Source organism: Paraburkholderia phytofirmans (assembly GCF_046028095.1).
Lineage (GTDB): Bacteria > Pseudomonadota > Gammaproteobacteria > Burkholderiales > Burkholderiaceae > Paraburkholderia > Paraburkholderia phytofirmans_A.
In genome coordinates, this window is record NZ_JAQQDJ010000007.1 from 387,721 (window position 1) to 398,782 (window position 11,062).

An 11,062-nucleotide genomic window follows, 5' to 3' on the forward strand; every position below is an offset into this window, starting at 1 on the left:
CACGGCGGAGCCGCTTCACCCCAGCTTCACTCATCGCCCAGCCGGGCGGGACACGGTCCTGCCATGTGCCTGGTGTATCCTTAATGCTCTGCAACAGCGCGCCCAGTCTTGCCGGGCGCACTACCATGAACGACACGTATCCCAGTCGACGCCAACTCGACAAACCGCAGGAAAAGCGCTCACTCCTCGAGCGTCTGACCGACTTCATCTCGCCCGAGCCCGACTCGCGCGCCGAACTTCTGGAAATTCTGCAGGACGCGCACGAGCGCAACCTGATCGACGCCGACTCGCTGTCGATGATCGAAGGTGTGTTCCAGGTGTCCGAACTCAGCGCGCGCGACATCATGGTGCCGCGGGCGCAAATGGACGCGATCAACATCGCGGACAATCCCGCCGAATTCATCCCCTACGTGCTGGAAAAAGCGCACTCGCGCTATCCGGTATTCGAGGGCAATCGCGACAACATCATCGGCGTGCTGCTGGCCAAAGACCTGCTGCGCTATTACGCCGAAGAAGAGTTCGACGTGCGCGGCATGCTGCGCCCCGCTGTGTTCATCCCCGAATCGAAGCGCCTGAACGTGCTGCTGCACGACTTCCGCGTGAATCGCAATCACCTCGCGGTGGTGGTCGACGAATACGGCGGCGTGGCCGGCCTGATCACGATCGAAGACGTGCTGGAACAGATCGTCGGCGACATTGAAGACGAATACGATTTCGACGAGGAAAGCGGCAATATCATTGCCTCGCCGGATGGACGTTTCCGCGTGCGCGCGCTGACCGAAATCGAACAGTTCAACGAGGCCTTCGGCACGCACTATTCGGACGATGAAGTCGACACGATCGGCGGACTCGTCACGCATCATTTCGGGCGGGTGCCGCATCGTGGCGAAAAAGTCCGCCTCGACGATCTGATCTTCGAGATTCTGCGCGGCGACGCCCGCCAGATTCACATGCTGCTGGTGCGCCGCGATCCGCTCGCCGGCCAGCGCGAGCGCGAAGCGCAGCACGTGCAGACCTGAGCCTGAGCCGGCCGGTTCTCCAGTCGGTTTGTCGACTGGCTTTTCGACCCGCTTTGCAACGTCCTTTTCAACCCTTCACGCCGACCGCGCAACAATGGCCGACCCGATGACTTCCCGTTCGCGCCGCGGCGTGAGCGCTTCTGCCACCCAGCAAACCCGCGCCCGCACGCTGCCGCGCTGGCATTATCTTGTCGCGCTGGCCGCGGGCGCTGCCAATACGCTCTCGTTCGCGCCGACGCCGCACGGCGGCTGGCTCGAACTCGCGATCTTCGCGTTCTTCTTCGCCTGGCTCACACGCAGCACCGGCTGGAAAAGCGCGGCGCTGACGGGCGGCGCGTTCGGCTTCGGTAATTTCGTGACTGGTGTGTGGTGGCTCTACGTCAGCATGCATTTCTACGGCGGCATGGCGGCGCCGCTCGCCGGCGCGGCGGTCGTGCTGTTCTCGCTTTATCTGGCGATTTATCCGGCGCTGGCGGCGGGCGTCTGGTCGTTCTGCGCCGGACACGCGCGCAACGGCGCGGCCGCGGACGACGACACGCCGTTCTCCCCAACCTGGCACGGCGCGCTGGCATTCGCGAGTGCATGGGCAATCGGCGAATGGTTGCGCGGCACGGTGTTCACGGGCTTTCCGTGGCTGGCGAGCGGCTACGCTCAAGTGGATGGTCCGTTTGCCGGCTTTGCGCCGGTGGCGGGCGTGTACGGCGTCGGCTGGATGCTGGCGCTGGTGGCCGCGCTGATCGTGCAGGCTTTGCATGCGTTCCTCTCCTCACGCAAACAAAACCGGGCCGGCGACACCAGCAGCAAAGGCGCAAAACCGGCCGTCGCGCGCGTCGCCGTGCCGGGCGCAATCGCATTGGCGCTGATCGCCGCCGGCCTGCTGCTTCCGCTCGTGCAATGGACCGTGCCGGCCAACGCGCCGCTGACCGTGCGTCTGCTGCAAGGCAATGTCAAACAGGAAATGAAATTCGAGGAATCCGGCATGCGCGCCGCGATCGATCAGTTTCAACAGATGATCACCTCGAAACCGGCCGATCTGATCGTCACGCCAGAAACCGCCATCCCCGTGCTCGCGCAGCAATTGCCGGCGCCGTTCGCCTCGGCGGTGCGCAACTTCTCGGACTCGACCGGCAGTGCGATCCTGTTCGGCGCGATCGGCGGCACGATCACGCCGGAGGGCCAGGTGATCGACTATACGAACAGCCTGTTCGGCGTCACGCCAGGCACGCGCGATGTGTATCGCTACGACAAGCATCACCTCGTGCCATTCGGCGAATTCGTGCCGTGGGGCTTCCGCTGGTTCGTCAATCTGATGAGCATTCCGCTCGGCGATTTTTTCCGTGGCGCGCCGGTGCAGAAGCCGTTCATGGTGCACAACCAACCGGTCGCCGTGGACATCTGCTACGAAGACATTTTCGGCGAGGAGATCGCGCGGACCATCCGCGAAAGCGATACGCCCGCCGGCGTGCTGGTCAACTCGACCAATCTGGCCTGGTTCGGCGACACGATCGCACTCGACCAGCATTTGCAGATCGCGCGCATGCGCTCGCTGGAAACCGGCCGCCCGATGCTGCGCGCGACCAATACCGGCATGACCGCCGCGATCGATGCAAATGGCAAGGTGATCGGGCGCCTGAAGCCGTACACGATCGGCTCGCTCGATGTCACCGTGCAAGGAACTACGGGCAGCACGCCTTACATCACGAGCGGCAATAACACCGTGCTGGCGATTTCGTTGCTGCTGCTGGCATTCGGCTTTGCGTTCGGTCCGGGCATTACGCGGCGTCGCAACGGCAAGCAATAAGCCGCGCGATTAAACCGCATCAATTCCGCGCGCCGCCTATATGAAAGCGGCGCGCGTAAATCAAACCACCCAAAAAACACTGCAATAAAAATGCGCGCCGCGGAATACCGCGAGCGCGCGTTTTAGCCCAATCAAACTTTACTGGTTGGAAGCAATGCGCTGCTGAATATGCTGCGCACGCGCCGGCGACGCCGGATGCGAACTCAACATGCTCGATTTACCGCCATCCAATGCGGCGAGCTTGTTGAATGCCGTCACCAATCCCGACGGATCGAGCTTCTTCTTTTTCTGCAAGTCGAACGAATAATCGTCCGCGGCGCTTTCCTGGGTTTGCGAGAATTGCGCGTTAATCAGCTTCTCGGAAAAATCGCCGAGCTGCGAACCGGACAGCGCGCCCGCCACGCCACCCGCCGACGACGCCACCGACCGCGCCGCCGAAGTCGCATACGCGACCTGCATCGCCTTCTTCGTGTGGCCGAGCGCCACGTGGCCCATTTCATGGCCGACCACGCCGCGCACTTCGTTGTCGTTCATCATGTCCATCAGACCGCTGTAGACGCGCACGCAGCCGTTGGCCATGGCCCACGCGTTGACGTCCTTGGTCATGTAAACCTTGTAGTTCACCGGCGTGCCGTTGATGTTGTCGCCCAGTTGCGCAGCGATCTTGTTCAGACGCTTCTGGTAATTACTGTTCGCGGCGGCAATCTTGTTTTCGCTGTCCAGTTGCGCGCACGACTTGTCGGTCAGGGCACGCACGTCGGTGTCGCTCAGCGTGGCGGCCTGAGTGGCCATCTGGCCGGACTTGATCAGCGCGGACGGATCGACGTTGCTGACATTCGAGCACGCTGCGAATAAAGCGCAGGCGGAAGCGGCAATGGCAAAGCGGTACGATTTCATGGTGGAAGTCTCTCTGCGATGTTATTCATTTCAGCGGCGCGCCTTAATGCACCGCCTGTTCGCAACAGGTTTCATATCGGCAGCAAAAGAAGCCGATATGTAAATTGCATAAACCTGCATGGACGCATTTACGCCCCGCGACAGACAAAAAAAAGCGCCTGACGGGCAGGCGCATTTTTACCACAAACGTAAGCTTTTATTCATGATTCTGGAAGCTTGAATGACACTATTTTGCAAACTTCCCGATATGGCGGACCACCTTATTCAAAACAGTACCGCCTCGCGTCCATTTAACCGCCTATTCAGTCGGAAGGCGCCGTATCGATGAACGATTGACGCAGCGAGAGCTTCTGGAAGTGTTTGTCCAGATTCGGATACGGTTCGCGCCAGTTCAATTCCGGCATGCGGAAATCCAGATAACCCAATGCGCAACCCAGCGCGATATCGGCGAGCGTGTAGTGATTGCCCGCGCACCACGTCTTGCTGCCCAATCCCTGCGCCATCGCGATCAGAGCTTCGTCGATCTTGCGTTGCTGGCGCGCCACCCACGCGTCCACGCGCTGCTCCGGCGCGCGCTGCGTGCCTTCGAGACGAATCAGCACCGCCGCGTCCAGCACGCCGTCGGCGAGCGCTTCCCAGCAGCGAACCTCGACGCGCTCGCGTCCCGACTGCGGAATCAGCTTGCCGACGGGCGAAAGCGTATCCACGTATTCACAGATCACTCGCGAATCGAACACCGCTTCGCCATCTTCCATCACAAGGCACGGCACCTTGCCGAGCGGGTTGAAGGTGTGAATGCGGGTGTCCGGCGCCCAGACATTTTCGGGCACCAGTTCGTAGTCGATCTTCTTGTCGGCCAGCACGATCCGCGCTTTACGCACGAAGGGACTGGCGAGCGAACCGATGAGTTTCATCATTACCATCTGCCTTTATCTGAATCCGGCGAAAGTATAAGTGGTTGGCGGCGTTCACGAGCGTTCAGAAGCGTCGCGCCGACGCTTCGCGAGCCGCACGGGGGCTTGCTGTGGACGGATTGCAACAGCGCGGCGGGCGCGTTGGCCGCCGCTTCCATGAGTATCCCGCGCAAAATAACTCCGCGCATGGGCGCTACAATCGCACGATGAACCAGCCGACCGAACCCACCATCGCCATCGACGTCTACCGCACGCGCCGTGAGCGCGTACTCGCCGCGCTGCGGGCAGCGGGCGGCGGCGTCGCCATCGTCCCCACCGCGCCGGAAGCACTACGCAACCGGGACGCCGATTATCCCTATCGGCACGACAGCTACTTCTACTACCTGACCGGTTTCACCGAGCCCGAGGCGCTGCTGGTGCTCGACGCCAGCGCCGCGCCCGGCGCACCGGCTTCGGTGCTGTTCTGCCGCGAGAAAAACGTCGAACGCGAAACGTGGGAAGGTTTCCGCTTCGGCCCTGACGGCGCGCGCGAAGCCTTTGGTTTCGACGCCGCGTTCGCCGTCGCCGAAATCGATGTGCAATTGCCGCGGTTGCTTGCCGACAAGCCGTCGCTGCATTACGCGCTCGGCGCCTCGGCGCAACTCGACGAACGGGTGCGCGGCTGGCTCGACGCGGTGCGCGCGCAAAGCCGTGGCGGTGTCGCCGCGCCCGCAACCGCGCGCGACCTCATCCCGTTGCTCGACGAGATGCGGCTTATCAAAGACGATCACGAACTCGCCATCATGCGCCGGGCCGGGCAGATTTCCGCCCAGGCGCATCGCCGCGCCATGGCCGCGTGCCATCCGGGCGTGCGCGAGTACGAACTCGAAGCCGAACTCCTCTACACGTTCCGCAAATTCGGCGCGCAGGCGCCGGCTTACACGTCGATCGTCGCGGCCGGCGCGAACGCCTGCGTGCTGCACTACCCGGCCGGCAACGCGATTGCCCAGGACGGCGACCTGATTCTGATCGACGCGGCTTGCGAACTCGACGGTTACGCGTCCGACATCACCCGCACCTTCCCCGCGAGCGGCCGCTTCACGCCGGCGCAGCGCGAGCTGTACGACATCGTGCTGGCCGCGCAGCAGGCCGCGATCGATGCCACCCGCGCCGGCGCCACCTTCGACGACCCGCACCAGGCCGCCGTGCGCGTGCTGTCGCAGGGCTTGCTCGACACCGGCATCATCGAGCGCGCGAAGTTCGCTTCCGTCGACGACGTGATCGCGGAACGCGCCTACGCGCCCTTCTATATGCACCGCACCGGCCACTGGCTCGGCATGGACGTGCATGATGTCGGCGACTACCGCGAACGCGGCGCGCCGCGCGACGAAGCGGGCGCGCTGCCGTGGCGCACGCTGCAAACGTCGATGACGCTGACGATCGAGCCCGGCCTGTATATCCGGCCGACCGAAGGCGTACCCGAGCGCTACTGGAACATCGGCATCCGCATCGAAGACGACGCGATTGTCACGCCGACCGGTTGCGAACTGATGACGCGCGATGTACCGGTCGCCGCCGACGAGATCGAGGCGCTGATGCAGGAAGCCCGCGCGGCACATCGCGGCACATGAAACAAGGAAGTAACTCGCAATGAACGACGTTTCCCAGTCGACGGTGATCCTGAAGCCCGCCAAGGCCGGGCAGCCCTTCGATTTCGACGTGACGATCGTCGGCGCCGGGCCGGTCGGGCTGGCGCTCGCCGGCTGGCTGGCGCGCCGCAGCGCGACGCGCGAGTTGAAGATCGCGCTCGTCGACGCGCGCGAGCCGGAAGATTCGATCGCCGATCCGCGCGCCATCGCTGTGTCGCACGGCAGCCGGATGATCCTGGAGCCGCTGCGTTGGCCCGCCGACGCCACCGCGATTCAGCGTATTCATGTCTCGCAGCGCGGCCACTTCGGCCGCACGCTGATCGATCACGGCGAGCATGGTTTGCCGGCGCTCGGCTACGTGCTGCGCTATGGTTCGATCGTGCATGGTCTCGCCGAGGCGGTGCACGCGAGCTCGGTGCATTGGTTCCGCTCCACTTCGGCTGCGGCGCCGACGCAGGAACTCGACGGCGTCACGCTGCCGATCGAAACCGCGGGCGTCACGCGTCAGTTGCGCACGCGCATTCTGGTGAATGCCGAAGGCGGGCTGTTCGGCGATCAGAAGTCTGCTAAACGCGCGGGAAAACGCGCCGACAGGGACGCCAGCATGAGTGCGGACGAGCAAGTCGGCCACGGCGGCGACAGTGGCGGCGACAGAACCGACAGCAGAGCCGCGGATATCGCGGCGCAAAGCGCTGATCGGCGCAGCGGCCACGACGCCTCCGTCTCACGGCGCGCCGGCCGAGGTGCCGTCGAACCCGGCTCGCGTGACTATGGACAAACCGCGCTGGTCGGCACGGTGACGGTATCCGCGCCGCAACCGCACGTGGCGTGGGAGCGCTTCACCTCGCAAGGGCCGATCGCATTGCTGCCGATGGGCGGCGTGCGCGGCGCCGACTACGCGCTGGTGTGGTGCTGCGCGCCCGAAGAAGCCGCGCGCCGCGCGCAACTCTCCGACGAAGACTTCCTGCGCGAACTCGGCGCCGCATTCGGCGACCGCATGGGCCGCTTCACGCACATCAAGGGACGCGCGTCGTTCCCGTTGGGCCTGAACGCAGTGGAAACGCTGGTGAACGGGCACGTCGTCGCAATCGGCAACGCGGCGCAGACGCTGCATCCGGTCGCGGGTCAAGGTCTGAATCTGGGTCTGCGCGACGCGCACGCGCTCGCCGACGCTTTGTCGGCGGAAGGTCCGACCCCGCTCGCGCTGGCCACCTTCGCGCAACGCCGCGCGCTCGACCGGCGCATGACGATCGGCGCCACCGACACGCTCGCGCGTCTCTTCACCATCGACTTCGCGCCGCTCGCCGTCATGCGTGGCCTCGCTCTTACCGCGCTCGAATTCCTCCCGCCGGTAAAAACCGCGCTGGCACGGCAAATGATGTTCGGACAGCGCCGCTAGGCGCGCCGCCCGCTCGCGCTGCTCGGCCTTTTTGCTCAGCGCGGAAGGGTCCGCGCGAGTAGCGCCGGTTCTATGAATCGGCGCACTTTCATAGAAGATTTAATGGGTTACGACAGGCACATGTCGGGTGCCGGCTATCCGTTAACGCTAAAATAGCGGTTTTCTCTCGCATTTCGCGAACGCTCCGATTGACAGAAATCGTGCAATCGGCCGCGCGCGCGTCCACCGCGTCTCACGTTATGCCCACTCTCGGCTCCCACAATCTGCGTAATAACCTGTTCGTCGCGCCCATGGCCGGCGTGACCGACCGGCCGTTCCGGCAACTGTGCAAGCGGCTGGGCGCGGGCTACGCGGTATCGGAAATGGTCGCCTCGAACGCGCAGCTGTGGAAGAGCGAGAAGACCATGCGCCGCGCCAACCACGCGGGCGAGGTCGAGCCGATCGCCGTGCAGATCGCCGGCGCCGATCCGGCCATGATGGCCGAAGCGGCTCGCTACAACGTGGCGAACGGCGCGCAGATCATCGACATCAACATGGGCTGCCCGGCCAAGAAGGTGTGCAACGTGGCGGCGGGTTCGGCATTGCTGCAGAACGAGCCGCTGGTGCAACGCATCGTCGAGGCGGTGGTCGGCGCCGTGGGTGTCGGGCCCGACGCGGTGCCCGTCACGCTGAAGATCCGCACGGGCTGGAATCGCGAGAACAAGAATGCGTTGAACGTCGCGCGGCTGGCCGAATCGGCGGGCATTTCCATGCTGACCGTGCATGGCCGCACGCGCGCCGACCTGTATCACGGCGACGCCGAATACGAAACCATCGCCGCGGTGAAAGCGGCGGTGCGCATTCCGGTGGTGGCCAACGGCGACATCACCTCGCCGCACAAGGCGCGCGAGGTGTTGGCCGCCACCGGCGCCGACGCCATCATGATCGGCCGCGCGGCGCAGGGGCGCCCGTGGCTGTTCCGCGAGATCGAGTATTTCCTGCAAACGGGCGAATTGCTGCCGCCGCCGCGCATCGACGAAATCCAGCAGGTGATGAACGAGCATCTGGAAGACCACTACGCGTTCTACGGGGAATTTACCGGGGTCCGCACTGCGCGCAAGCACATCGGCTGGTACACTCGCGGCCTTTCTGGCGCCAACGTGTTCCGGCATCGCATGAATACGCTGGACACCACGCGCGAACAACTCCTCGCCGTCAACGAATTCTTCGACGCCCAAAAGGCGATCTCAGACCGTCTCGTGTACGTCGACGAGACGCTCAACGAAAACGGCGAGCCGGACCAAACCGACCGACTAGCAGCATGAGCAAGAACAATATCGAACAATCTGTCCGCGATAGCTTGGGGATGTATTTCCAGGATCTCGACGGCTCCAATCCGCACGACGTCTACGACATGGTGATTTCCTGCGTAGAAAAACCTCTGCTCGAAGTGGTGCTCGAGCAGGCCGGCGGCAACCAGTCGCTGGCCGCCGAGTATCTCGGCATCAACCGCAATACGCTGCGCAAGAAGCTGCAACAGCACGGTTTGCTGTAGCCCGTTGTAATTCGTTGTAGTTTCTCGCGCCCTGCCACGTTTCCCTTCGGCTTTTCGTCTTCATCATGATCAAGCAAGCGCTCATCTCCGTTTCCGACAAGTCCGGCATCGTCGACTTCGCCAAGTCGCTGTCTGACCTCGGCGTCAAGATCCTGTCGACCGGCGGCACCGCGAAACTGCTCGCGGACGCGGGCCTCTCCGTCACCGAAGTCGCCGATTACACGGGCTTCCCGGAAATGCTGGACGGGCGCGTGAAAACGCTGCATCCGAAGGTGCACGGCGGCATTCTCGCGCGCCGCGAGCTGCCGGAACACATGGCGGCGCTTGAGAAGCACGACATTCCGACCATCGACCTGCTGGTCGTGAATCTGTACCCGTTCGTGCAGACCGTGTCGAAGGAAGAATGCTCGCTGGAAGACGCGATCGAGAACATCGACATTGGCGGTCCGACCATGCTGCGTTCGGCCGCGAAAAATCATCGCGACGTGACGGTGGTGGTCGATCCGGCGGACTACGCTGTCGTGCTCGACGAGATGCGCGCGAACAGCAATGCCGTGTCGTACAGGACGAACTTTCGCCTCGCCACCAAGGTGTTCGCGCACACCGCGCAATACGACGGCGCGATCACGAACTACCTGACGAGCCTGACCGACGAGTTGCAACACTCGTCGCGCAACACGTATCCGGCAACGTTCAACCTCGCGTTCGACAAGGTGCAGGATCTGCGCTACGGCGAAAACCCGCATCAAAGCGCAGCGTTCTACCGCGACCTGTCGGTGCCGGCCGGCGCGCTGGCGAACTACAACCAGTTGCAGGGCAAGGAACTGTCGTACAACAACATCGCGGATTCCGACGCCGCGTGGGAATGCGTGAAGACCTTTGACGTGCCGGCCTGCGTGATCGTCAAACACGCGAATCCGTGCGGCGTGGCGCTCGGTGCGGATGCGCACGACGCATACGCCAAGGCGCTGCAGACCGATCCTACCTCGGCGTTCGGCGGCATCATCGCCTTCAACCGCGAAGTGGACGAAGCGGCGGCGCAAGCCGTGGCCAAGCAGTTCGTCGAAGTGCTGATCGCGCCGTCGTTCAGCGCCGAAGCGCGCCAGGTGTTCGCGGCCAAGCAGAATGTGCGTCTGCTGGAAATCGCGCTGGGCGAAGGCCATAACGCGTTCGATCTGAAGCGCGTGGGCGGCGGCCTGCTGGTCCAATCGCTCGACTCGAAGAACGTGCAGCCGCACGAGTTGCGCGTGGTCACGAAGCGTCATCCGACGCCGAAGGAAATGGACGATCTGCTGTTCGCGTGGCGCGTGGCGAAGTTCGTGAAGTCGAACGCCATCGTGTTCTGCGGCAACGGCATGACGCTCGGCGTCGGCGCGGGCCAGATGAGCCGCGTGGACTCGGCGCGCATTGCGAGCATCAAGGCGCAGAATGCTGGTTTGACGCTGACCGGTTCGGCGGTGGCGTCGGACGCGTTCTTCCCGTTCCGCGATGGCCTCGATGTGGTGGTGGCGGCAGGCGCGACCTGCGTGATTCAGCCGGGCGGCTCGATGCGCGATGATGAAGTGGTCGGCGCGGCGGATGAGCACAATATCGCGATGGTGCTGACGGGTGTGCGTCACTTCCGGCATTGATTTTTTTGGGTTTGACAGCGGCGCTTGGTTCTTGTTGAAACCGGGTTGCTGGTGAGGGTTAGTTTAGAGATGCGGCCTGGTGGAATTATTCACCGGGCCGTTTTCTTTGGTGCGGACTTGGTGCGGTCTTCGGTTCGGCGCTTGTGCCGTGTGTGCCGTGTGCCGTGTGCCGCCTGTGCCGCTTGTTCTGCTTGTTCTGCTTGTCCTGCTTGTCCTGCTTGTCCTGCTTGTCCTGCTTG

Annotated in this window: 9 protein-coding genes; 7 read left to right on the forward strand and 2 right to left on the reverse strand. The window is 63.6% G+C overall.

All coding sequences use genetic code 11. From position 1 onward, the window contains the following. Positions 1 to 125 precede the first annotated feature (125 nt). Both PQR54_RS21840 and lnt read left to right on the forward strand, forming a co-directional pair. A complete protein-coding gene (locus tag PQR54_RS21840; RefSeq protein ID WP_408249239.1) occupies positions 126 to 1,019 on the forward strand; it encodes a CorC family transporter in 894 nt (297 codons plus the stop codon). A gap of 94 nt (positions 1,020 to 1,113) precedes the next feature. Beyond that, the gene (lnt, locus tag PQR54_RS21845; protein WP_408249241.1) at positions 1,114 to 2,820 is read left to right on the forward strand and encodes an apolipoprotein N-acyltransferase; all 1,707 of its coding nucleotides are present in this window, start codon (positions 1,114 to 1,116) and stop codon (positions 2,818 to 2,820) included. A gap of 138 nt (positions 2,821 to 2,958) precedes the next feature. On the opposite strand, the gene loiP is transcribed toward lnt, so the two are convergent. Continuing rightward, positions 2,959 to 3,717, reverse strand: coding sequence for a metalloprotease LoiP (loiP, locus tag PQR54_RS21850; RefSeq protein WP_408249243.1), 759 nt, complete (start codon positions 3,715 to 3,717; stop codon positions 2,959 to 2,961). Between the two features lie 302 nt (positions 3,718 to 4,019). Beyond that, a complete protein-coding gene (locus PQR54_RS21855) occupies positions 4,020 to 4,634 on the reverse strand; it encodes a glutathione S-transferase C-terminal domain-containing protein (protein ID WP_408249245.1) in 615 nt (204 codons plus the stop codon). A 203-nt stretch (positions 4,635 to 4,837) separates the two neighbouring features. On the opposite strand from PQR54_RS21855, the gene PQR54_RS21860 reads away from it, so the two are divergent. The 5 genes from PQR54_RS21860 (at position 4,838) to purH (ending at position 10,823) form a co-directional block, all read left to right on the forward strand. Continuing rightward, positions 4,838 to 6,241, forward strand: a complete 1,404-nt coding sequence (locus tag PQR54_RS21860) for an aminopeptidase P N-terminal domain-containing protein (protein WP_408249247.1) — start codon at positions 4,838 to 4,840, stop codon at positions 6,239 to 6,241. Between the two features lie 19 nt (positions 6,242 to 6,260). Continuing rightward, positions 6,261 to 7,658, forward strand: coding sequence for a UbiH/UbiF/VisC/COQ6 family ubiquinone biosynthesis hydroxylase (locus tag PQR54_RS21865; RefSeq protein WP_408249249.1), 1,398 nt, complete (start codon positions 6,261 to 6,263; stop codon positions 7,656 to 7,658). A gap of 239 nt (positions 7,659 to 7,897) precedes the next feature. Next, a complete protein-coding gene (dusB, locus tag PQR54_RS21870; RefSeq protein ID WP_408249251.1) occupies positions 7,898 to 8,962 on the forward strand; it encodes a tRNA dihydrouridine synthase DusB in 1,065 nt (354 codons plus the stop codon). Beyond that, complete coding sequence (locus PQR54_RS21875; RefSeq protein WP_007180440.1) at positions 8,959 to 9,192, forward strand: Fis family transcriptional regulator; 234 nt, start codon at positions 8,959 to 8,961, stop codon at positions 9,190 to 9,192. Before dusB ends, PQR54_RS21875 begins: the two co-directional genes overlap by 4 nt. Before the next feature lie 65 nt (positions 9,193 to 9,257). After that, positions 9,258 to 10,823, forward strand: a complete 1,566-nt coding sequence (gene purH / locus PQR54_RS21880) for a bifunctional phosphoribosylaminoimidazolecarboxamide formyltransferase/IMP cyclohydrolase (RefSeq protein WP_408249253.1) — start codon at positions 9,258 to 9,260, stop codon at positions 10,821 to 10,823. Positions 10,824 to 11,062 lie beyond the last annotated feature (239 nt).

What these genes read in the sequence shown, in the direction of transcription:
- PQR54_RS21840 (WP_408249239.1), top strand. Translation starts at nt 126, where the DNA reads ATGAACGACACGTATCCCAGTCGACGCCAACTCGACAAACCGCAGGAA.
- lnt (WP_408249241.1), top strand. Translation starts at nt 1,114, where the DNA reads ATGGCCGACCCGATGACTTCCCGTTCGCGCCGCGGCGTGAGCGCTTCT.
- loiP (WP_408249243.1), bottom strand. Translation starts at nt 3,717, where the DNA reads ATGAAATCGTACCGCTTTGCCATTGCCGCTTCCGCCTGCGCTTTATTC.
- PQR54_RS21855 (WP_408249245.1), bottom strand. Translation starts at nt 4,634, where the DNA reads ATGATGAAACTCATCGGTTCGCTCGCCAGTCCCTTCGTGCGTAAAGCG.
- PQR54_RS21860 (WP_408249247.1), top strand. Translation starts at nt 4,838, where the DNA reads ATGAACCAGCCGACCGAACCCACCATCGCCATCGACGTCTACCGCACG.
- PQR54_RS21865 (WP_408249249.1), top strand. Translation starts at nt 6,261, where the DNA reads ATGAACGACGTTTCCCAGTCGACGGTGATCCTGAAGCCCGCCAAGGCC.
- dusB (WP_408249251.1), top strand. Translation starts at nt 7,898, where the DNA reads ATGCCCACTCTCGGCTCCCACAATCTGCGTAATAACCTGTTCGTCGCG.
- PQR54_RS21875 (WP_007180440.1), top strand. Translation starts at nt 8,959, where the DNA reads ATGAGCAAGAACAATATCGAACAATCTGTCCGCGATAGCTTGGGGATG.
- purH (WP_408249253.1), top strand. Translation starts at nt 9,258, where the DNA reads ATGATCAAGCAAGCGCTCATCTCCGTTTCCGACAAGTCCGGCATCGTC.